Raw genomic sequence first — 20,454 nt, forward strand, 5'->3', positions numbered from 1 at the left:
CAGGCCCGATGCAAAGCAAGCGTATCCGCCAGGACAGGCCCGGCCCTACAGGCTCTCCCAACGGCCGACCATATGCAGCACGTCCCCGTGCCCGTCCAGGCGCAGTTGGCCCGAAGGGCCCGCTTCACTGGCACTGAGCACCACCTCCGAAGGCAACCTCACCTGCTTGCGGAAGTCCACCTCAAAGGCATAGCCACTGTGCGGCAAGTGCCCGCGCAGCGCGGCCAAGGCCATGGCCTTGGTCCACATGCCATGGGCAATGGCCGTGGGAAAGCCGAACAACCGCGCACTGACGGCACTGAGATGGATAGGGTTGTAATCCCCGCACACCTTGGCATAACGCCGGCCGATATCACTGTCGGCGTACCAGCGGGTGGCCTCGGCCAACGGATCAGGCTCAGGGTCGGCGGGCTCACTTGCCTCGCCTTCCAGGGCCAAGCCACGCACCAACATGCGGCTGGTTTCGCGCCAGAGCAGGCCGATACCATCTTCAGCCTCGGTGACCAGGTCGAAGGTGCCACCTTTGGCATGGCGCTGCAGGTTGTGCGTGTACACCGCAAAGCGCAGTCCTTCGACAGCACCAAGCGGGCGCAGCACTTCGATGCGGTTGTGCAGGTGTACCAGGCCAAGCAGCGGGAAGGGGAAATCATCGGCCGTCATCAGCTGCAATTGCAGGGCGAACGCCATCACATGTGGATAGGTCCCCGGCAGGCGGCCATCATCGGGAAAGTGGCAAAGCCTTCGGTAGGCACCCAGATTGCCCGGCTGGACCCGAATGAAACAGCGCAGGCCATCGTCCGGCAGCCGTTCGCCGCTGATGGAGCGTTTGCTGGCTGCGCGCAGGTACAGGCTGGCGCGGGCGGCAGGGTTGTGCAGGTCGTGCCATTGTCGGCTCATGTTCAAGCCCCCATCAGTGCCTGGCCGCACACCCGCAGCACCTGGCCGTTGACCGACCCGGAGCCTGGCTGGCTGAGCCACGCAATGGCTTCGGCGACATCCTGCGGGCTCCCCCCCTGGCCCAGTGAACTCAGGCGCCGGCCCGCCTCGCGCAGGCCCATGGGCATGGCTGCAGTCATGTGGGTTTCGATGAAACCGGGAGCGATGGCGTTGATGCTGCCACCGCGCTCGGCGAGCCGTGGCGCCCAGGCCTGGGCCAAACCGATCAGCCCGGCCTTGCTCGCGGCATAGTTGGCCTGCCCGCGGTTGCCGGCAATGCCGCTGACCGAGGCCAGCAGGGTGATGCGCGCGTTTTCCCCCAGCGCACCGTTGTCATACAACGCCTGGGTGAGCACTTGCGGTGCCTTGAGGTTCACGGCCAGCACGGCGTCCCAGTATTCCGGCGTCATGTTGACCAGCGTCTTGTCGCGGGTGATACCGGCGTTGTGCACCACGATATCGATGCCGTCGGGCAGGGCCGCGAGCAGTTGCGTTGCCGCATCGCTCGCGCATATGTCCAGTGGCAGTGCCTTGCCGCCGAGGCGTGCAGCGAGGGCGTCGAGGTCCTTGCTGGCCTGCGGTACATCCAGCAGCAGCACATCGGCGCCGTCTCGTGCCAAGGTTTCCGCAATGGCGGCGCCGATACCGCGAGCAGCCCCCGTGACCAGCGCACGGCGGCCGCCTAGTGGGCGGGTCCAGTCCTCCACCTGGCTGGTGCAGCCTTGCAGGCGCAGTACCTGGCCAGAGATGAAGGCACTCTTTGGCGAGAGGAAGAAGCGCAGGGCGCCTTCCAGCTGATCTTCGGCACCGGGGGCGACATACAGCAGCTGGGCAGTAGCGCCATTGCGCAGTTCCTTGGCCAGTGAGCGGCTGAAGCCCTCAAGGGCACGCTGTGCAACGCTGGCCAGTGGGTCGTCGAGGCCTTCCGGTGCACGGCCCAGCACCAGTACATGGGCGCATGGGGCCAGGCTGCGTAACAGCGGCTGGAAAAATTCACGCAACTGCTTCAGTGCATCGCTGTCGGACAAGTGACTGGCATCGAATACCACGGCCTTGATTTTCGGCCCCAGGCCGGCCACCCAGGCTTCAGCCTGCAGGTTGTCGGCATTGAAGCTGTATACCTCGTCCGTGAGGCGCGGGGCGATGGCTTCGACCTGCTTCGCCAGTGGCCCGCCACCCAGTACCAGGGCACCTTCCACCGGCCGCAGGCGGCCAGCCTGCCAGCGCTCCAGTGGCGCCGGGCGTGGCAGGCCAAGGGCATCCACGAGGCGGCGGCCGAGATTGGAGTTGGCAAAACCGAGGTAGCGATCGCTCATGAGGGGTCTCCCGAAAGGCAAGCTTGAAAGTGTGGACCAACTTTGCGGCAGGGTCGTTCGAATGCGGTAAAAACACCTAGGCTGTACCGAACAAATTGTTTCAGGAGGAACACGCGCATGCGTTCAACTCGCCGGGTCGCAATCCTGGGCGGCAACCGGATCCCTTTCGCCCGCTCCAATGGCGCCTACGCTACGGCCAGCAACCAGGCGATGCTCACGGCCGCGCTTGAAGGCTTGATCGAACGCTATCGCCTGCACGGGCTGCGGTTGGGCGAGGTGGTGGCCGGTGCCGTGCTCAAGCACTCGCGCGACATGAACCTGACCCGCGAGTGCGTCTTGGGTTCGCGCCTGTCACCGCAGACCCCGGCCTATGACATCCAGCAGGCCTGCGGTACCGGGCTGGAGGCTGCGCTGCTGGTAGCCAACAAGATTGCCCTGGGGCAGATCGACTGCGGTATTGCAGGCGGTGTCGATAGCACCTCCGATGCGCCGATCGCCGTCAACGAAGGCTTGCGCCATATATTGCTGCAGGCCAACCGTGGCAAAAGCCTTGGCGAACGGTTAAAGCCCTTCCTCAAGCTGCGGCCTCATCACCTGAAACCCGAGCTGCCACGCAATAGCGAGCCGCGTACGGGGTTGTCGATGGGCGAGCATTGCGAGCGCATGGCCCACACCTGGCGCGTTGGCCGCGCCGAGCAGGACGAATTGGCGCTGCTTAGCCACCAGAAGCTGGCCGCTGCCTATGCCGAGGGTTGGCAGGACGACCTGTTGACGCCGTTTCTTTCGCTGGCACGGGACAACAACCTGCGCCCCGACCTGAGTCTTGAACAGTTGGCCAGACTCAAACCAGCCTTTGACCGCAGCGGGCAGGGCACGTTGACGGCGGGTAATTCCACGCCGTTGACCGATGGTGCTTCGCTGGTGCTGTTGGGCAGCGAGGCGTGGGCGCAGCAGCAGGGGTTGCAGGTGCTTGCCTATCTGGTCGATGGCGAAACCGCTGCGGTGGATTTTGTCACGGGGCGCGAAGGGTTGTTGATGGCGCCGGTGTATGCCGTGCCGCGCTTGCTGGCACGCAATGGCCTGACGCTGCAGGACTTTGACTACTACGAAATCCACGAAGCCTTTGCGGCCCAGGTGCTGTGCACGCTCAAGGCCTGGGAAGATGCCGATTACTGCCGTGAACGGTTGGGCCTGGAGGCGCCGCTTGGCGCGATCGACCGCAGCAAACTCAATGTCAGGGGCAGTTCGCTGGCGGCCGGGCACCCGTTTGCGGCAACCGGTGGGCGGATATTGGCCAACCTGGCCAAGCTGTTGGCAACGGCGGGTAAGGGGCGCGGGCTGATTTCGATCTGTGCGGCAGGCGGGCAGGGGGTGACCGTTATCGTCGAGCGCTGAAGTACCTCCAGGGTAACGGCAGAGGCGGCGAGTGCCTCGATCATGATCCAGCTGTTAGGCTTGTCTGGTCAGAACTAAAAGAAAATACCATGCCGATCATCGGACACCCCCGCGCTATCCCCGCGCTGGAACACCTGCCCAGACCCCTCTACGCCCGTGCCGAAAGCCTTGGCGCCGGATCGTGGACCACTCGCCACCAGCACGACTGGGTGCAATTCTCCTACGCCATCAGCGGCGTACTCGGCGTGTACACACGCGACGGCAGTTACTTTGCCCCACCGCAGTGGGGGGTGTGGATCCCCGCCGATGCCGAGCATGAAGTGGTCACCTCGATGCAAGCCGAGATGCGCAGCCTGTACGTGCGCCGCGATGCCTGCCCATGGGCGCCGGAACAATGCCGGGTGCTGGAAGTGACGCCGCTGGCGCGCGAGCTGATCAAGCAGTTCTGCCTGTTCCCGGCGGATTACCCAGAGGACGACAGCGCCGAGGCGCGACTGGTAGCGGTGCTGCTCGATCAGTTGCGCAGCTTGCCGGAAGTCGGTTTTTCGCTGCCGTTGCCCCGCCACCCTGGTTTGCTGGCGCTGTGCAATGGCTTGATCGCTGCACCAGACCAGCCGCAGACCTTGCAGCAGTGGGCGCGGGAGCTGGGGTGTTCGGAAAAGACGCTGATGCGGTTGTTTCAACGGGAGACCGGGTTGAGCTTTCGTAATTGGCGCCAGCGCATGCGGCTGTTGTCGTCGCTGGCGTTGCTGGAGGCGGGGGAGAATGTGACCGAGGCGGCGCTGGGGTGTGGGTATGACTCCACCTCGGCCTACATTGCGGCATTCAAGCAGCTATTTGGCGCGACACCGGGGGAATTGAAGCTCTGATTTTCGGTTTCCTGTGCCGGCCCTTTCGCGGGGTTATCCGCGAAAGGGCCGGCACAGGCCATGCATCATCAGGTGCGGAACCTGCGCACCAGCGTATCCAGCTCATTGGACAGCCCGGCCAGGCTCTCGGAGTCCTGGCGCGCCGCCTGGGCCAGCTCGGCCACCAACTGCGCATCCCCGTGAATCTGGCTGATGTGCCGGTTGATGTCCTCAGCCACCTGATGCTGTTCTTCGGCTGCCGTGGCGATCTGGGTGTTCATGTCGCGGATCACGTCCACCGACTCACGGATCTGCCCGAAGCTGTCGCGGGCCAGGCCAATGCGGCTGACCGACTGCTGCGACACTTCCAGGCTGGCGTGCATCTGCTCGGCCACTTCGGCAGTACGGCTGGCCAGGTTGCCCAGCAAACCGTCGATTTCGGCGGTGGAGTCGGCAGTACGCTTGGCCAGCGCCCGCACTTCGTCGGCCACCACGGCAAAGCCGCGGCCCTGCTCACCGGCACGGGCCGCTTCGATGGCGGCGTTCAGGGCCAGCAGGTTGGTCTGTTCGGCAATCGAACGGATGGTGCCGAGGATCGACTGAATGGCGTTGCTGTCACGCTCCAGCTGTTGGATCGACTGGGCCGATTGCTCGATTTCGTGGCTAAGGCGATCAACGCTGTGTACCGCCGCATCGATCTGCTGCTGCCCTTCGCGGGCCTGCTGCTGGCCGCTATCGGCCGACTGCGCCGCCTGGCTGCAGGACCGTGCCACTTCATTGGCGGTGGCGACCATTTCGTGGAATGCGGTGGAAACCATGTCCACGGCTTCGCGCTGGCGGCCGGCCGCCTCGGCCATGTCACTGGAGACGCGGGTCGAGCTGCTGGACGTGCTGAGGATCTTGCTGGCAGCAGTGCCGATGTGCTGGATCAGGCTGCGAATGGCACCGAGGAACTGGTTGAACCAGTTGGCCAGTTGCGCGGTTTCGTCGCGGCCGCGGATTTCCAGGTTGCGGGTCAGGTCACCCTCACCTTGGGCAATGTCTTCCAGGCCATTGGTGACGCTGTTGATCGGGCGCACGATCAGTTTGGCGAAGGCCGCACCGACCACCGCGAACAGCGCGGCCAACACCACAGCGATGACACCGATCAGCCAGGTGAGCCGGGTGGTGGTCTGCATCACTTCGCTTTGTTCGATCAGGCCGATGAAGGTCCAGCCCAGCTGCTGGTCGGGGTAGACGTTGGCCATGTAGTGCACGCCATTGAGTTCGACCTCGACCAGGCCTTTGCCGGCTTTGGCCAGCTTGGCATAACCGTCGCCAAAGCTTCCCAGCTGCTTGAAATTGTGGGTGGCGTCGCGCGGGTCGACCATCACGTTGCCGTTGCTTTCCACCAGCATCAGGTAGCCGCTTTCGCCCAGTTTGATCTGCTTGACGATCTCGGTCAGGCCCTTGAGCGACACGTCGATGTTGACCACGCCGCCGGGGTTGCCCAGCTGGTTGGCCACGGTGCGCACGGTACTGACCAGCACTGCATCGTCGGCGGCCCAGTAGTAGGCGCCGGTACGCATCGTCTTGCCAGGGTTGGCCATGGCAAGTTGGTACCAGGGGCGCGTGCGTGGGTCATAATTGACAAACTTCTGGCCGGCCGGCCAGCCGGTGTAGCCGCCGTCATTCACCCCGTAGGACAGGTAGGCGTAGGCGGGATGTGAGTTGGCCAGGCGAGTCATGAAGTCGAGAATTTTGCTGGCCTGCTCGCCCAGTTCGTAGGACGGGGTTGCGCTCATGTACTTGTTCAGCTCGCTGCCCGTGGCGGCAACCATTGGCTGGGAAGCCATGTACTCGACGTTCTGGTTGATCCCCTGGAAGAAGATGTTCATCGCATTGCTGACCTGGCGGATTTCCCGGCTGCTGCTGTCGAGGAATCCGTCGCGGGCTTCGCCGCGCAGGTTGATGACCACCAGGGTGGCCACCAGAACGATGGGCAAGCCGGCGATGACCGCGAATGCCCAGGTCAATTTCTGTTTGATGCTCATCGACGCTCCCGGAATTTTTGTTTTCGACACACGAGGCAGGTAGCAACTGCATCGGCAGCATCCGGGTTTTATGAAGCCAAAACGCCCGTATTTATTGGATAAAGTCGTGGTTGGTGACTATTCGGTCGTGTTTGGACATTTATGGCATGCCAAAGGCGCGTGGCAGCTCAGTGACAGCAGCTACCTGCAGCGCCATTGGCCAGGTCTTTGAGGATCGGGCAGTCCGGGCGGTCGTCACCCTGACAGTGCGAAACCAGCTCGCCGAGGGTGTCGCGCAGGCTCACCAGCTCCTCGATGCGCCGGTTCAGTTCATCGATGTGGTGCATGGCCAGCGCCTTCACATCGGCGCTGGCACGTTGGCGGTCCTGCCACAAGGTCAGCAACTTGCCGACCTCCTCGAGGGAAAAGCCCAGGTCGCGGGAGCGCTTGATGAAGGCCAGGTTGTGCAAGTCTTGCGCCTGGTACAGGCGGTAGCCGCTGTCGCTGCGAGTGGCGGGTTTGAGCAGGCCGATGGATTCGTAGTAACGGATCATCTTGGTGCTGAGCCCGCTGCGGCGGGCGGCCTGGCCGATGTTCATGGCGCCTCCTGGGTGCTGCTGGTGGGTTTCCACGTTTTAAGCCACAGTGCATTGCTGACGACGCTGACACTGGACAGGGCCATGGCGGCTCCTGCCAGTACCGGGTTGAGGTAACCCAGCGCGGCGAGCGGAATGCCGATCAGGTTGTAGATGAAGGCCCAGAACAGGTTCTGGCGGATCTTCGCGTAGGTCTTGCGGCTGATTTCCAGCGCGGCGGGCACCAGGCGCGGGTCGCCACGCATCAGGGTGATGCCGGCGGCCTGCATGGCCACGTCGGTACCGCCACCCATGGCAATGCCGATGTCGGCCGCGGCCAGCGCCGGTGCATCGTTGATACCATCGCCAACCATGGCGACCACTCCTTCCTGCTTGAGCGCGGCCACGGTCGCGGCCTTGTCGGCCGGTAGCACTTCGGCATGCACATCGTCGATGCCCAGGGCCTCGGCAACCACGTTGGCGCTGCCACGGTTGTCACCGGTCAGCAGGTGGCTGCTGATGTGTTGGGCGTGAAGGGTTTCGATGGCCTGCGCAGCGCCAGGCTTGAGGCTGTCACCAAAGGCGAACAGGCCCACCACTCTCGGTTGCTTGCCGCGCTCGATCAGCCACGACAGTGTGCGCCCTTCAGCTTCCCAGGCCTGGGCCTGGGCGGCCAACTCGCCGGGCTGCAGACCGCTTTCGTCAAGCAGTCGGCGGTTGCCCAGCGCCAGTTCACGGCCTTCAACGCGACCGGCAATGCCGCGCCCGGTCAGCGACTGGCTGTCGGCAACGGTTGGCACGTCCAGCCCTTGCTCTGCACAGGCCACCAGCACCGCCTTGGCCAGCGGGTGTTCACTCCCACGCTGCAGGGCGCCGGCCAGGCGGTAAAGGTCGGCGCTGTTGCCGTCCAGCGCCTGGCTGTGAACCACCTGCGGGCTGCCGGAGGTGAGGGTGCCGGTTTTGTCGAACACTACGCGGTTGACCGCATGGGCACGCTCCAGGGCTTCGGCATCCTTGATCAGGATGCCGTGGCGGGCGGCGACCCCGGTACCGGCCATGATCGCGGCGGGCGTGGCCAGGCCGAGGGCGCAGGGGCAGGCGATGACCAGCACGGCGACGGCGTTGATCAGCGCGGTTTCCAGCGGTACCCCAGCCAGCCACCAGCCAATCAGGGTGATCAGCGCCAGTACCAGCACGGCCGGGACGAACACCTGGCTGACACGGTCGACCAGCTTCTGGATCGGCGCTTTGGCGGCCTGGGCGTCTTCCACCAGGCGGATGATGCGCGCCAGCACGGTCTCGGTGCCCAGCGCCTGGGTACGCACCAGCAGCCGGCCTTCGCCATTGATGGCGCCACCGGTGACGCTGTCACCGGGTTGCTTGGGCACTGGCAGGCTCTCGCCGCTGATCAGGGCCTCATCGGCATGGCTGCTGCCGTCTTCGACCACGCCGTCGACCGGGAAGCGTTCGCCGGGCTTGACCAGTACCAGGTCGCCCACGCGCAAGTGGGCGATGGCCACGTCCTCTTCCACGCCGTCGACCACGCGCAAGGCGCGTTCCGGGCGCAGGGCTTCGAGGGCTCGGATGGCACTGGCGGTCTGGCGTTTGGCGCGGCTTTCCAGGTACTTGCCCAGCAATACCAGGGCAATCACCACGGCTGAGGCTTCGAAGTACAGGTGCGGGGCCATGCCGGCGGGAGCCTGTGCCCATTGGTACAGGCTCAGGCCATAACCAGCGCTGGTGCCCAGGGCCACCAGCAGGTCCATGTTGCCGGCGCCGGCGCGCACGGCCTTCCAGGCTGCAATGTAGAAGCGGGCACCGAGAATGAACTGCACGGGTGTGGCCAGCAGGAACTGCGCCCAGGCGGGTAGCATCCAGTGCAAGCCGAACGGTTGTACCAGCATGGGTAATACCAGCGGCAGGGCCAACAGCAAGGCTGCACCGACTGCCAGGCGCTCGTTGCGCAGGCGGCGCTGGACAGCGCTTTGGTCGTCCTTGGTCGATTGCGGCAGGCTGGCGCTGTAGCCTGCCTTTTGCACAGCGTCGATCAGCAGGTTGTCATCAAGCGCGGCAAGCACTTCGAGGTGCGCGCGTTCGCTGGCCAAGTTGACGCTGACCTGCTCGACCCCGGCCAATTTGCCCAGGGCGCGCTCTACTCGGCCGACACAACTGGCGCAGGTCATGCCGCCTATCTGCAGTTCGAGGGTGCGGGTTGGTACCCCGTAACCGGCCTCGCGCACGGCTTCGACCAAGGCTGGCAGGCTGGCAGGCGGGGCCAGAACCCGAGCTTTTTCAGTGGTGAGGTTTACGCTGACCTGTTCAGCGCCGGTGACCTTGCGCAGGGCGCGCTCGACCCGGCCAGCACAGCTGGCGCAGGTCATGCCGGAGATCGGCAGGTCGTATGTGGTGGATGCGGGCATGGCTCTCCTCCTTGGACAGGCCTCCAGCATCAACCTTGCCACGCAGGCAAGGTCAATAGCCCAGGTCGGCTCGTTTCAACTCCAGCCCATATTGCCCCATGGCGATGCGGTATTTGTTGATCTGGCCCGCCTGCAGATTCAAACGTGTGCTGCGCTGGTCCTCTATACCTGGGGCGCAACCCGGCATTTGCCCAGGCAGCAGGCGCAGGCGCACATCCACCGTGCCAGGCGGCAGGTTGAACGAGGTGGACTGCTCCTGGAAAACGCGCCCGGAAAGCTGGTCGTTGAGGTACACGCCGATTTCGCAACTGGTGGCCACTTCCAGGCGCTCCCGGGAAATGATCAGTACGCTGTAGGCCGAGTTGCCCTCGGCGAATGCCGGTGGCACCACAGCCAGCGCGCCCAAGAGCCCGACGACGCCCAATGCTGCCCTGAACATGAAAAATCTCCTGCTTGCCTGATCGTCAAAGGCGCAGCTTGGCCGACGCGGACGCGGATTTCCACCCCGGGTGTTGCAGGCAGGGCTTGACCTTGTCCTGATGGCAAGCTTGAGACTTGTGAAAAACCTGAAGGAGGTAACCCCCATGCAAGTGTTCAATGTACAAGGCATGACCTGCGGCCATTGCGTGAAAGCCGTGACCCGCGCGGTGCAGGAGCGGGATGCGGCGGCCAGGGTGGAAGTTGATCTGGCAGGCAAACAGGTGCGTGTGCAGAGCGAGTTGGCGCAGGAGCAGATCCTCACTGCGATTCGGGATGAGGGGTATCAGGCCGAACTCGCCTGAAGACCTGATTGCTCCCTCCGGGGCTAACAGTGTTGCAAATCTTTTCACATTGACAGGGTCCACAGCAGGTAGAATCAGTCACTTGCTTAGCCTGCTATGGATTCCTGATGAACCTGCGAATGGTGCTCATCCTGGGCGCACTCAGTGCGTTCGGGCCCTTGGCGATCGACTTCTACCTGCCAGCCTTTCCGGCCATGGCGCAAGCGTTCGCCACCGATGAAAAACACGTCCAGGCCACGTTGGCCGCCTACTTCCTGGGCCTGTCTATCGGGCAGTTGGCCTATGGGCCGGTTGCCGACCGCTTTGGCCGACGCAAACCGCTGATGTTCGGCGTTACGCTGTTCACCCTGGCATCACTGGCCTGTGCCTACGCCCCCAACCTCGATACCTTGGTGGTGGCGCGCTTCATCCAGGCACTGGGTGGTTGTGCCGGCATGGTGCTTTCGCGGGCCATCGTCAGCGACAAGTGCGACCCGGTAGCTTCAGCCAAAGTGTTTTCGCAACTGATGCTGGTCATGGGCTTGGCGCCGATCCTGGCACCGATGTTGGGTGGGGTGCTGGTGAACCTGGCCGGCTGGCAGTCGATCTTCCTTGCGCTGAGCCTGTTCAGTGCCGGCTGCCTGCTTGCGGTAAGCCTGGGCCTGCCGGAAAGCCTGCCCGAGCATATACCCCGCCAACCGCTGTCTGGCGCCTTGCGCCAGTACCTGCGGCTGCTGGCTGACCGGGTTTTTCTCGGCCATGCCCTGACCGGCGGTATCGCCATTGCCGGCATGTTCGCCTATATCGCCGGTTCACCTTTCGTGTTCATCAAACTGTATGGCGTGCCCGCTGAGCACTACGGCTGGCTGTTCGGTACCAACGCCGCAGGTTTTATTCTGGTGGCGCAGGTGAACGCCCGCCTGCTGGCCAAACGCGGGCCGGCCTTCCTGCTGGGCCGTGCGGTGTGGCTGTATCTGGTTGCGGGCCTGGTGCTGCTGGGCGTGGCGGCGTTGCGCCCTGCGCAATTGTGGCCGCTACTGGTGCCGCTGTTCATCTGTATCGCCAGCCTTGGTTGCATCATTCCCAATGCTTCGGCCTGCGCCATGAGTGGACAGGGCGCGCGTGCCGGCAGCGCCTCGGCACTGATGGGCTGCGTGCAGTTCAGCGTAGCTGCGGGTGCTGCGGCGCTGGTCGGGCTACTGCATGATGGCAGTGCGGTGCCCATGGCAATCGTGATCAGCCTGTGCGGGGCGCTGGTGGTCAGTGTTGCGCTGTTGACCCGGCGTTTGCAGGCCAAGGCTCCCGCATAAGCGGGTGAGGTGCCTGCAGCCGGGTTTCCAGCGTGGCGACGAAGGCGCGCGCCTCAGCCTCGCTGCGAAAACTGACCACATGCTGATCGAGCTGGACTTGCCAAGGGCAGGCGGGGTTTCGGCTCGACGCACTTACGATAATTTTCATCGCTGCATACCTCCAGGAAGGGGAGCCGCTCAAGTGTAGCGCTGGCCCGCCAGCCTGCCATGACACGGCTTCAGCCTCCTGACTGACGGTAAGTGTGTGCATTTCCCTGGCGGTGCTTCCTACTTTGGGCGCAATGCCTGCAAACCTGCAGAACCTTCGCTTTGTTTCGCGCTATTTGTGGAAGGTTGCTGTGGGCCACATCTGAAATGGCTGCAAGTTTGTTTTCATCAAGATGTTTCAGCGCATTTGTGTGGGTGTACCGGTGCCTTGTTTGACTTGGTTCCGGGGCGTTTTCGAAGCCGCTTCGCTGCTTGCAATGGGTAGGCATACCCAGTGGTTTTTCGTCATGAGTACGACGGCACCTGGTCGTCTGACCGGCGTTTTTCTGCGGCTTATACTGGCGAGCCAGGCCAGTGCCAGCGAGAGGCGCTTCCCTGGCAGGGTTGGCCATCGCATCCCCACCGTGAACTTGCAGGGAGTTATAAGGACATGAACGCAGCCAGCAGTATCAGCCAAATTGCCAGCCTGATGGCCGACCCCAAGCGCAGTGCCATGTTGTGGGCATTGATCGATGGCACACCACGGTTGGCCAATGAGCTCGCGATAATGACTGGCCTGACTTCATCGTCAGCCTGCGCACACCTTTCGCTGCTGTCGTCGGCCGGTTTGCTCAGGCATGAAGCCAGGGGCCGCAAACGTTACTTCTGCCTGGCTACCCCGCAGGTCGGAGCAGCGGTAGAGGCCTTGGCCAGCGTACAGCTGGAAAGCGCCAGGGGTACGCGTGCCGAAGCGCCGGTATCGTCGCTGCCGCTATCAATGCGCCGGGCGCGCCGTTGTGGCGATCACCTGGGTGGGGAGTTGGCCAGTGAGCTGTACCATCGCATGGTGGTGGCTGGCTGGTTGGAAGGCAGCGGACGGCACTTGAGGGTCAGTGACGAGGGGCGGGCGCAGTTGGCCTTGGTCGGGGTGTACATCGATGCCCTGGCGCCACACCAGCAACGAGGTTGCGTGATCTGCCGCTGCACCGAATGGAATGACCAGGGCCCGCATCTGGGTGGCGTACTGGGCCAGGCCTTGTTCAGGTTGTTCCTGCAATCTGGCTGGATGCGCGAGTTGGAGGACTCGCGGGCACTGCATATTTCGGCGCTGGGTATCCAGCAGATCAATCGCATAGCCCGCGTGGCGACGTTGCAGGTCGGTTGAGCGCAACGTCGTCATGCTACTCAAACCAGCCGTGCGTCCAGGCTGTTCTGCGCCAGGCGACGTGCCTGGTCTTCGGTCATGCCCAAGTGGGTATGCAGAGCGTGGAAGTTCTCCGTGACGTAGCCACCGAAGTAGGCCGGGTCGTCCGAGTTGACGGTGACTTTCACACCACGCTCGAGCATGTCGAGGATGTTGTGCTGGCTCATATGGTCGAACACGCAGAGCTTGGTGTTGGACAGCGGGCACACCGTGAGCGGGATCTGCTCGTCGATGATGCGCTGCATCAGGCGCTCGTCCTCGATGGCGCGCACGCCATGGTCGATACGTTTGATCTTCAGCAGGTCGAGGGCTTCCCAGATGTACTCGGGCGGGCCTTCTTCGCCAGCATGGGCAACGGCGACGAAGCCTTCGCTACGGGCGCGGTCGAACACCCGCTGGAACTTGCTGGGTGGGTGGCCCATCTCCGAGCTGTCCAGGCCTACGGCAATGAACGCATCGCGGAACGGCAATGCCTGATCGAGGGTCTTTTGCGCTTCATCCTCGCTGAGGTGGCGCAGGAAGCTGAGGATCAGGCCGCTGCTGATGCCCAGTTGTTCGCGGCCATCCTTGAGCGCCTGGCTGATGCCGTTGAGCACCACTTCGAAAGCAATGCCGCGGTCGGTGTGGGTCTGCGGGTCGAAGAAGGGTTCGGTGTGGATCACGTTCTGGGCCTTGCAGCGTTGCAGGTAGGCCCAGGTCAGGTCGTAGAAGTCCTGCTCGGTGCGCAGCACATCCGCGCCCTGGTAATACAGGTCGAGGAACTCCTGCAGGTTGTTGAAGGCATAGGCACCGCGCAAGGTCTCCACATCGGCCCAGGGCAAGGCGATCTTGTTGCGCTCGGCCAGGGCGAACAGCAACTCTGGCTCCAGTGAGCCTTCCAGGTGCAGGTGCAGTTCGGCCTTGGGCAGGGCGTTCAACCAGTCATACATAGTGGTCATCTCAATCAGGTACGGTTGCGGCCATTCTACAGGGGCTGGCTGGGCAATGCGCCCAGCCGGGCTGCGACCTGGTGAATCACCAGACCAAGGGTTCGCCCTTGTAGTTGATGAAACGCAGGCCGCCCTTGCCGCTTTGGGCCTTGATCTGTTCGATCATGCCGCGGGTGCTGGTGAGCACATCGATTTCGGCGTTTTCGCCACCCATGTCAGTTTTCACCCAGCCCGGGTGCATGGCCAGCACGCACAGGTCCGGGCGCTGCTGCTCAACGAAGAAGCTGTTGATCATCGAGTTCAGTGCCGCCTTGCTGGCCTTGTACAGGCAGATTTCGCCACCGTCTGGGATGGTGACGCTTCCCAGGATCGAGCTCATGAAAGCCAGCACACCACTGCCTTCGCGTATTTGACCCACCAGGCGGCGAGCCACGCGTATCGGCGCCACGGCGTTGGTCATGAACAGATCGCCAATGTCGCTGTTGTGTACTGCCTCCAGGTCTTGCGGCAGGGGGCCCATGACCCCGGCGTTGACGAATATCAGGTCGAACACCTGGCCTTGCAGGCGTTGCTGCAGGCTGTCGAGCTGAACGGTGTCGTTCATTTCCAGCTGCTCAATGTGCACGCCGGGGACGTTCGCCAGGCCGCCGGGCTGCTGCGGGTTACGGACGGTTGCAGTGATGTGCCAGCCGTCTTCGTGCAGGCGTTGTACCAAACCCAGGCCAAGCCCGCGCGAGGCGCCGATGATGAGGGCAGTTCTTGAATTAGCCATCGGAACATTCCTTTATCGGTGTAGGAGAAAGGAATTGAGCATACGTCACGGCGAATACGCGTGCCTGGTTTGCGTCTGGTTAAAAAATGGTCAGTTTTGTCTGGGCCTTGCGGTGCCGGGCGCTTCGCCCGTTGGCGCACGGGTTATCCACAAGCTGGTCCACAGTTATTGTGTGCAAGGTGAGCAAGAGGGGTGCGGCTTGGATGGGCGGTTCGCTGGGGATAAGTCGCGCACATTCAGCAGTTTACGACTGTCATCAAATAGTGATCAAAATATGATCAAAGCTCTGGGGGCCTCGAAATCACTAGCCTGCAAGAGAGTGCCCCAAGCTTATCCACAGGCGGGCCCACAGTTGTTGTGGGCAATGTTCAGCGTGCTTCGAGCAAAATACGCCCGCGGCTCAGGTCCGCCAGTTGCTGTTGCAATGGCGCCAGGTGGGCGTCACCGAGGGCAATCACCAGGTCCACACCATTGGCGGTGAACTGTTCATCCAGGACCAGGCCGTCAACCTCGGCCAGACGCAGCTTCACCAGCGCCAGCTCGCTGAAACTGCAACTGCAGCTGAAATGGCTGCGCTGCACCAGCAGGCGTTTGGGCGCCTGTTGCAGGCACTTGTTGGCGCCGCCGCCATAGGCCCTGGCCAGGCCGCCGGTACCCAGCTGGATGCCGCCGTACCAACGGATCACCAGCACCACCACCTGATCGCAGTCCTGCGCTTCGATGGCTGCCAGGATCGGCCGCCCTGCGGTGCCGCCGGGTTCGCCGTCGTCACTGCTGCGGTACTGCGCGCCGAGTTTCCAGGCCCAGCAGTTGTGGGTAGCGGCCAGGTCGCTGTGACGTTCGATGAAACTCATCGCTTCGGCGGCGCTGCTGATCGGCCCGGCGAGGGTGATGAAGCGGCTTTTGCGGATTTCCTCGCGGTATTCGCAGAGGTCGAGCAGGGTAGAAGGCATAAAGGACGGTCAGGCAGCCGGCGTGATGCCGCAGCCCTTCAGAATGATGTGGATAAGGTTGTTGCTCGCGTCTTCCATGTCCTGCTTGGTCAGGCGGCTGCGGCCAGTCACCTGGCAAATCTGGGTGGCGAAGTCAGCGTAGTGCTGGGTGCTGCCCCAAAGCAGGAAGATCAGGTGTACGGGGTCGACCGGGTCCATCTTGCCTGCTTCGATCCAGGCCTGGAATACCGCAGCACGGCCGCGGAACCATTCGCGGTAGTCGGCACTGAAGTATTCGGTCAGGCAGGTGCCACCGCTGATCACTTCCATGGCGAAAATGCGCGAAGCTTGCGGGTTGCGCCGGGAGAACGCCATCTTGGTGCGGATGTACTGGCTCAGGGCTTCACCGGGGTCGTCATCGACGCTCAAGGCGTTGAAGGTGCTGTCCCACAACTCGATGATGTTGCTGAGCACGGCGATGTACAGGCCCAGCTTGTTGGTGAAGTAGTAATGCAGGTTAGCCTTGGGCAACCCCGCCTTGAGGGCGATGGTGTTCATGCTGGTGCCCTTGAAACCATGGCGGGCGAATTCATCTTCGGCGGCCTGGATAATGGCCTGTTCGTTCTTCTGGCGGATACGGCCCGCGGGCTTGCCCGAGGCGGAGAGGCGATGCGCAGGGACTTCTAGGGTCATGGACGATTCCGTACGGTGCAGTGGCTGCGGCTGTGGGACAAGATTACCTGCCTGTGCCGAAGTGACAAGCGTTTGCGGCACAGACAGGCATCAACGTGTCGCAGCCAGGCTTTCGAGGAAGCTTTCCAACACCAGGTTGGGGCGCCGGCCTTTGCGGGTAACCCAGCTCAGGCTCAGGTCATAAAAACGCTCCTTGGGTTTGAGCGCACGCAAACGGCCTTGCTGCACCCAGAACATGGCGTAGTGGTCGGGCAGGTAGCCGATATAGCGCCCGGTAAGGATGAGAAACGCCATGCCCTCGCGGTCAGAAGCACTGGCTGTGCAATTCAGCGCCTGGTAGTGCGCCTGGATGTCGGCCGGCAGGCGGAAGGTGGGGGTGATGGCTTCCTGGCTGTTGAGGCGCTCGTCGTCTATCTGCTGGTCGTCGGCGTAGAACAGCGGGTGGCCAACCGCGCAGTACAGCAGCGAGCGTTCGCTGTACAACGGTTGATACTCAAGCCCCGATAACGGGCTGGTCTGTGGTACGACGCCAACGTGCAGGCTGCCGTCGAGCACGCCGTGCTCGACCTGGCTGGGGGCGATCATGCGGATCTGGATGCGCACATCAGGGCCCCGATCCTTGAGTTCCGCCAGGGCATGGGTGATACGCATGTGCGGCAGGGTCACCAGGTTGTCGGTCAGGCCGATGTTCAGCTCGCCGCGCAAATGCTGGTGCAGGCCGTTGACCTCGGTGCGGAAGGTTTCCAGCGCGCTGAGCAGTTGCAGGGCTGAATGGTAGACCTCGCGGCCTTCCTCCGTCAGCGAGAAACCGGCGCGGCCGCGCTGACACAGGCGCAGGCCGAGGCGTTGCTCGAGGTCGTTCATCTGCTGGCTGATGGCCGAGCGACCAATGCCCAGTACGTTTTCGGCAGCCGAGAAGCCACCGCACTCGACGACGCTGCGATAGATCTTCAGCAGGCGGATGTCGAAATCGCTGACTTGGGCGAGTGGATCGGGGCGTCGGCTCATTAGTTTAGTCACGGCCTGTCTGAAGGTTAGAAATGTAGGCTTTTTCAGACTCTATCGCCGTGCCAATTTAGCTGCAACAACATCCATCGTTGCCTAATCGTCTTCCGAGGAACCGCCGATGAACATGCCCGAAACTGGTCCTGCCGGTATCGCCAGCCAGCTCAAGCTGGACGCCCACTGGATGCCCTACACCGCCAACCGCAACTTCCAGCGCGACCCACGCCTGATCGTGGCGGCCGAAGGCAACTACCTGGTCGATGACCACGGGCGCAAGATCTTCGACGCCCTGTCCGGCCTGTGGACCTGCGGCGCAGGGCACACTCGCAAGGAAATCGCTGACGCGGTGACCCGTCAACTGAGTACGCTGGACTACTCCCCAGCGTTCCAGTTCGGCCACCCGCTGTCGTTCCAGCTGGCGGAAAAGATCGCCGAGCTGGTTCCGGGCAATCTGAATCACGTCTTCTATACCAACTCCGGTTCCGAGTGCGCCGATACCGCACTGAAGATGGTGCGTGCCTACTGGCGCCTGAAAGGCCAGGCAACCAAGACCAAGATCATCGGCCGTGCCCGTGGTTACCATGGCGTGAACATCGCCGGTACCAGCCTGGGTGGCGTCAACGGTAACCGCAAGATGTTTGGCCAGCTGCTGGACGTCGACCACCTGCCTCACACTGTATTGCCGGTGAACGCCTTCTCGAAAGGCTTGCCGGAAGAGGGCGGTATCGCGCTGGCTGACGAAATGCTCAAGCTGATCGAGCTGCACGATGCCTCCAACATCGCAGCAGTCATCGTCGAGCCGCTGGCCGGTTCGGCCGGTGTGCTGCCGCCGCCAAAGGGTTACCTGAAGCGCCTGCGTGAAATCTGCACCCAGCACAACATTCTGCTGATCTTCGACGAAGTGATCACAGGCTTCGGCCGCATGGGCGCGATGACCGGCTCGGAAGCCTTCGGCGTTACCCCGGACCTGATGTGCATCGCCAAGCAGGTGACCAACGGCGCCATCCCGATGGGCGCAGTGATTGCCAGCAGCGAGATCTACCAGACCTTCATGAACCAGCCGACCCCGGAATACGCCGTGGAATTCCCACACGGCTACACCTATTCGGCGCACCCGGTAGCCTGTGCCGCCGGTCTCGCCGCGCTGGACCTGCTGCAGAAGGAAAACCTGGTGCAGTCCGCGGCTGAACTGGCGCCGCATTTCGAGAAGCTGCTGCACGGCGTGAAGGGCACCAAGAATATCGTCGATATCCGCAACTACGGCCTGGCCGGCGCCATCCAGATCGCCGCCCGTGACGGTGATGCCATCGTTCGCCCTTACGAAGCGGCCATGAAGCTGTGGAAAGCGGGCTTCTATGTACGCTTTGGTGGCGACACCCTGCAGTTCGGCCCAACCTTCAATACCAAGCCGCAGGAACTGGACCGCTTGTTCGATGCTGTTGGCGAAACCCTGAACCTGATCGACTGATCTTTCCGATATTGATGCCAGGCGTATGCCCGCAGCGCGCGCCTGGCTCTCCTTTGTTTATCTGGAGTTTTGCATGAGCATTGTTCAGCACCTGATTCACGGCGAACTGGTTACCAAGGGTGAGCGCACCGCCGATGTCTTCAACCCGTCCACTGGCCAGGCCGTTCGCAAGGTCGAACTGGCCAGCCGCGCAACCGTGCAGGAAGCGATCGACTCGGCCAAGGCAGCCTTCCCGGCCTGGCGCAACACCCCTCCGGCCAAGCGCGCCCAGGTGATGTTCCGCTTCAAGCAACTGCTGGAGCAGAACGAAGCCAAGATTTCGCAGATGATCAGCGAAGAGCACGGCAAGACCCTGGAAGATGCCGCCGGTGAACTGAAGCGTGGTATCGAGAACGTCGAGTTCGCGTGTGCAGCCCCAGAAGTGCTGAAGGGCGAGTACAGCCGCAACGTCGGTCCGAACATCGACGCCTGGTCCGACTTCCAGCCGCTGGGCGTGGTTGCCGGTATCACCCCATTCAACTTCCCGGCCATGGTGCCGCTGTGGATGTACCCGCTGGCCATCGCCTGTGGCAACGCATTCATCCTCAAGCCTTCCGAGCGTGACCCGAGCTCGACCCTGTACATTGCCCAGTTGCTGCTGGAAGCTGGCCTGCCGAAGGGCATCCTCAACGTCGTGCACGGTGACAAGGAAGCGGTGGATGCGCTGATCGAAGCGCCGGAAGTCAAAGCACTGAGCTTCGTGGGCTCGACCCCGATCGCCGAGTACATCTATGCCGAAGGCACCAAGCGTGGCAAGCGTGTACAAGCCCTGGGTGGCGCGAAGAACCATGCGGTGCTGATGCCGGATGCCGACCTGGACAACGCCGTCAGTGCACTGATGGGCGCGGCTTACGGTTCGTGTGGCGAGCGTTGCATGGCCATTTCGGTAGCCGTGTGCGTGGGCGACCAAGTGGCCGATGCCCTGATTGCCAAGCTGGAGCCACAGATCAAGGCGCTGAAGATTGGTGCCGGCACCTCGTGCGGCCTGGACATGGGCCCGCTGGTGACTGCGGCAGCGCGTGACAAGGTCGTGGGTTACATCGATGACGGTGTTGCTGCTGGCGCCAAGCTGGTGGTGGATGGCCGTGGCTTCCGTGTGGCGGGTAATGAAGATGGCTACTTTGTGGGTGGCACCCTGTTCGACAAGGTGACCCCGGAGATGCGCATCTATAAAGAGGAGATCTTTGGCCCGGTGCTGTGCGTGGTCCGTGTGAATAGCCTGGAGCAGGCCATGCAGCTGATCAACGATCACGAGTATGGCAACGGCACCTGTATCTTTACCCGTGACGGTGAAGCGGCCCGTCTGTTCTGCGACGAGATCGAGGTGGGTATGGTGGGTGTGAACGTACCGCTGCCGGTGCCGGTGGCCTACCACAGCTTCGGTGGCTGGAAGCGTTCGCTGTTTGGTGACCTGCATGCCTATGGCCCGGATGGTGTGCGCTTCTATACCCGTCGCAAGGCCATTACCCAGCGTTGGCCGCAGCGGGCCAGCCATGAAGCGTCGCAGTTTGCATTCCCTAGCCTGTAAGGGAAGTAGATGAAGCGGGGAGGCCGTCAGGCCTCCCCGCTTTGTTTTTGGGGGTTGGTTGTTGCTGTTGGGGAGGAACTGTTTTGAGAGGGTGTTGGCTGTGAGATGTGTCCGCCACAACCCTT

The 20,454-nt window shown here is 62.8% G+C and carries 19 protein-coding genes and 1 pseudogene; 7 read left to right on the forward strand and 13 right to left on the reverse strand.

The window, feature by feature from the left end:
• Positions 1-45 precede the first annotated feature (45 nt).
• A complete protein-coding gene (locus tag LU682_RS03075; RefSeq protein ID WP_060489223.1) occupies positions 46-897 on the reverse strand; it encodes a MaoC family dehydratase in 852 nt (283 codons plus the stop codon).
• Between the two features lie 2 nt (positions 898-899).
• Complete coding sequence (locus LU682_RS03080) at positions 900-2,252, reverse strand: 3-oxoacyl-ACP reductase (protein WP_049587208.1); 1,353 nt, start codon at positions 2,250-2,252, stop codon at positions 900-902.
• 117 nt (positions 2,253-2,369) lie between these two features.
• On the opposite strand from LU682_RS03080, the gene LU682_RS03085 reads away from it, so the two are divergent.
• Positions 2,370-3,647, forward strand: coding sequence for an acetyl-CoA C-acetyltransferase (locus tag LU682_RS03085; RefSeq protein WP_010951855.1), 1,278 nt, complete (start codon positions 2,370-2,372; stop codon positions 3,645-3,647).
• 89 nt (positions 3,648-3,736) lie between these two features.
• On the forward strand, positions 3,737-4,516 hold the full coding sequence (locus tag LU682_RS03090; protein WP_010951856.1) for an AraC family transcriptional regulator: 780 nt from the start codon (positions 3,737-3,739) through the stop codon (positions 4,514-4,516).
• A gap of 68 nt (positions 4,517-4,584) precedes the next feature.
• On the opposite strand, the gene LU682_RS29910 is transcribed toward LU682_RS03090, so the two are convergent.
• The 5 genes and pseudogenes from LU682_RS29910 to LU682_RS03110 all read right to left on the reverse strand — a co-directional run bounded on the left by LU682_RS29910 (position 4,585) and on the right by LU682_RS03110 (position 9,941).
• Entirely contained in the window at positions 4,585-5,352 is a 768-nt protein-coding gene (locus LU682_RS29910; RefSeq protein ID WP_370688781.1) for a methyl-accepting chemotaxis protein, read from the reverse strand.
• A 138-nt stretch (positions 5,353-5,490) separates the two neighbouring features.
• Positions 5,491-6,528 (reverse strand): annotated as a pseudogene (locus LU682_RS29915) (cache domain-containing protein); the annotation flags it as partial.
• Between the two features lie 167 nt (positions 6,529-6,695).
• Positions 6,696-7,106, reverse strand: a complete 411-nt coding sequence (gene cueR / locus LU682_RS03100; protein WP_004576995.1) for a Cu(I)-responsive transcriptional regulator — start codon at positions 7,104-7,106, stop codon at positions 6,696-6,698.
• A complete protein-coding gene (locus tag LU682_RS03105; protein ID WP_010951858.1) occupies positions 7,103-9,502 on the reverse strand; it encodes a heavy metal translocating P-type ATPase in 2,400 nt (799 codons plus the stop codon). The genes cueR and LU682_RS03105 overlap by 4 nt, the downstream gene beginning before the upstream one ends.
• A 52-nt stretch (positions 9,503-9,554) precedes the next feature.
• Positions 9,555-9,941 carry a hypothetical protein gene (locus tag LU682_RS03110; protein ID WP_010951859.1) on the reverse strand — a complete coding sequence of 129 codons (387 nt, stop codon included), beginning with the start codon at positions 9,939-9,941 and terminating at the stop codon, positions 9,555-9,557.
• Between the two features lie 145 nt (positions 9,942-10,086).
• Here LU682_RS03110 and LU682_RS03115 point away from each other — a divergent pair, with 145 nt between their 5' ends.
• Positions 10,087-10,284: a heavy-metal-associated domain-containing protein gene (locus tag LU682_RS03115; protein WP_010951860.1), complete on the forward strand. Its 198-nt coding sequence runs from the start codon at positions 10,087-10,089 to the stop codon at positions 10,282-10,284.
• 107 nt (positions 10,285-10,391) lie between these two features.
• Positions 10,392-11,573, forward strand: a complete 1,182-nt coding sequence (locus LU682_RS03120; protein ID WP_003255285.1) for a multidrug effflux MFS transporter — start codon at positions 10,392-10,394, stop codon at positions 11,571-11,573.
• Here the strand turns inward: LU682_RS03120 and LU682_RS03125 are convergent.
• On the reverse strand, positions 11,524-11,721 hold the full coding sequence (locus LU682_RS03125; RefSeq protein WP_003255284.1) for a hypothetical protein: 198 nt from the start codon (positions 11,719-11,721) through the stop codon (positions 11,524-11,526). The two genes, LU682_RS03120 and LU682_RS03125, sit on opposite strands and share 50 nt — an antisense overlap.
• Before the next feature lie 489 nt (positions 11,722-12,210).
• Here LU682_RS03125 and LU682_RS03130 point away from each other — a divergent pair, with 489 nt between their 5' ends.
• The gene (locus LU682_RS03130) at positions 12,211-12,924 is read left to right on the forward strand and encodes an ArsR/SmtB family transcription factor (RefSeq protein ID WP_010951861.1); all 714 of its coding nucleotides are present in this window, start codon (positions 12,211-12,213) and stop codon (positions 12,922-12,924) included.
• A 20-nt stretch (positions 12,925-12,944) separates the two neighbouring features.
• On the opposite strand, the gene LU682_RS03135 is transcribed toward LU682_RS03130, so the two are convergent.
• The 5 genes from LU682_RS03135 to LU682_RS03155 all read right to left on the reverse strand — a co-directional run bounded on the left by LU682_RS03135 (position 12,945) and on the right by LU682_RS03155 (position 17,297).
• Complete coding sequence (locus LU682_RS03135) at positions 12,945-13,892, reverse strand: adenosine deaminase (protein WP_010951862.1); 948 nt, start codon at positions 13,890-13,892, stop codon at positions 12,945-12,947.
• An 85-nt stretch (positions 13,893-13,977) separates the two neighbouring features.
• Complete coding sequence (locus LU682_RS03140; protein WP_010951863.1) at positions 13,978-14,664, reverse strand: SDR family oxidoreductase; 687 nt, start codon at positions 14,662-14,664, stop codon at positions 13,978-13,980.
• Between the two features lie 368 nt (positions 14,665-15,032).
• Positions 15,033-15,617 (reverse strand): IMPACT family protein, encoded by a 585-nt coding sequence (locus tag LU682_RS03145; RefSeq protein WP_010951864.1) that lies wholly within the window; start codon positions 15,615-15,617, stop codon positions 15,033-15,035.
• Positions 15,618-15,626: 9 nt separating this feature from the next.
• Complete coding sequence (locus tag LU682_RS03150) at positions 15,627-16,289, reverse strand: TetR/AcrR family transcriptional regulator (protein WP_232857443.1); 663 nt, start codon at positions 16,287-16,289, stop codon at positions 15,627-15,629.
• Between the two features lie 90 nt (positions 16,290-16,379).
• A complete protein-coding gene (locus LU682_RS03155) occupies positions 16,380-17,297 on the reverse strand; it encodes a LysR family transcriptional regulator (RefSeq protein ID WP_003255278.1) in 918 nt (305 codons plus the stop codon).
• 118 nt (positions 17,298-17,415) lie between these two features.
• On the opposite strand from LU682_RS03155, the gene aptA reads away from it, so the two are divergent.
• A complete protein-coding gene (gene aptA / locus LU682_RS03160; RefSeq protein ID WP_010951866.1) occupies positions 17,416-18,762 on the forward strand; it encodes an omega-aminotransferase AptA in 1,347 nt (448 codons plus the stop codon).
• Positions 18,763-18,835: 73 nt separating this feature from the next.
• Positions 18,836-20,329, forward strand: coding sequence for a CoA-acylating methylmalonate-semialdehyde dehydrogenase (locus LU682_RS03165; protein ID WP_003255276.1), 1,494 nt, complete (start codon positions 18,836-18,838; stop codon positions 20,327-20,329).
• Positions 20,330-20,454: the final 125 nt, after the last annotated feature.

Source organism: Pseudomonas alloputida (assembly GCF_021283545.2).
GTDB classification, from domain to species: domain Bacteria; phylum Pseudomonadota; class Gammaproteobacteria; order Pseudomonadales; family Pseudomonadaceae; genus Aquipseudomonas; species Aquipseudomonas alloputida.

Coding starts and splice junctions, on each gene's coding strand:
- LU682_RS03075 (WP_060489223.1), bottom strand. CDS start 897: ATGAGCCGACAATGGCACGACCTGCACAACCCTGCCGCCCGCGCCAGC.
- LU682_RS03080 (WP_049587208.1), bottom strand. CDS start 2,252: ATGAGCGATCGCTACCTCGGTTTTGCCAACTCCAATCTCGGCCGCCGC.
- LU682_RS03085 (WP_010951855.1), top strand. CDS start 2,370: ATGCGTTCAACTCGCCGGGTCGCAATCCTGGGCGGCAACCGGATCCCT.
- LU682_RS03090 (WP_010951856.1), top strand. CDS start 3,737: ATGCCGATCATCGGACACCCCCGCGCTATCCCCGCGCTGGAACACCTG.
- LU682_RS29910 (WP_370688781.1), bottom strand. CDS start 5,352: ATGGCCGAGGCGGCCGGCCGCCAGCGCGAAGCCGTGGACATGGTTTCC.
- cueR (WP_004576995.1), bottom strand. CDS start 7,106: ATGAACATCGGCCAGGCCGCCCGCCGCAGCGGGCTCAGCACCAAGATG.
- LU682_RS03105 (WP_010951858.1), bottom strand. CDS start 9,502: ATGCCCGCATCCACCACATACGACCTGCCGATCTCCGGCATGACCTGC.
- LU682_RS03110 (WP_010951859.1), bottom strand. CDS start 9,941: ATGTTCAGGGCAGCATTGGGCGTCGTCGGGCTCTTGGGCGCGCTGGCT.
- LU682_RS03115 (WP_010951860.1), top strand. CDS start 10,087: ATGCAAGTGTTCAATGTACAAGGCATGACCTGCGGCCATTGCGTGAAA.
- LU682_RS03120 (WP_003255285.1), top strand. CDS start 10,392: ATGAACCTGCGAATGGTGCTCATCCTGGGCGCACTCAGTGCGTTCGGG.
- LU682_RS03125 (WP_003255284.1), bottom strand. CDS start 11,721: ATGAAAATTATCGTAAGTGCGTCGAGCCGAAACCCCGCCTGCCCTTGG.
- LU682_RS03130 (WP_010951861.1), top strand. CDS start 12,211: ATGAACGCAGCCAGCAGTATCAGCCAAATTGCCAGCCTGATGGCCGAC.
- LU682_RS03135 (WP_010951862.1), bottom strand. CDS start 13,892: ATGTATGACTGGTTGAACGCCCTGCCCAAGGCCGAACTGCACCTGCAC.
- LU682_RS03140 (WP_010951863.1), bottom strand. CDS start 14,664: ATGGCTAATTCAAGAACTGCCCTCATCATCGGCGCCTCGCGCGGGCTT.
- LU682_RS03145 (WP_010951864.1), bottom strand. CDS start 15,617: ATGCCTTCTACCCTGCTCGACCTCTGCGAATACCGCGAGGAAATCCGC.
- LU682_RS03150 (WP_232857443.1), bottom strand. CDS start 16,289: ATGACCCTAGAAGTCCCTGCGCATCGCCTCTCCGCCTCGGGCAAGCCC.
- LU682_RS03155 (WP_003255278.1), bottom strand. CDS start 17,297: ATGAGCCGACGCCCCGATCCACTCGCCCAAGTCAGCGATTTCGACATC.
- aptA (WP_010951866.1), top strand. CDS start 17,416: ATGAACATGCCCGAAACTGGTCCTGCCGGTATCGCCAGCCAGCTCAAG.
- LU682_RS03165 (WP_003255276.1), top strand. CDS start 18,836: ATGAGCATTGTTCAGCACCTGATTCACGGCGAACTGGTTACCAAGGGT.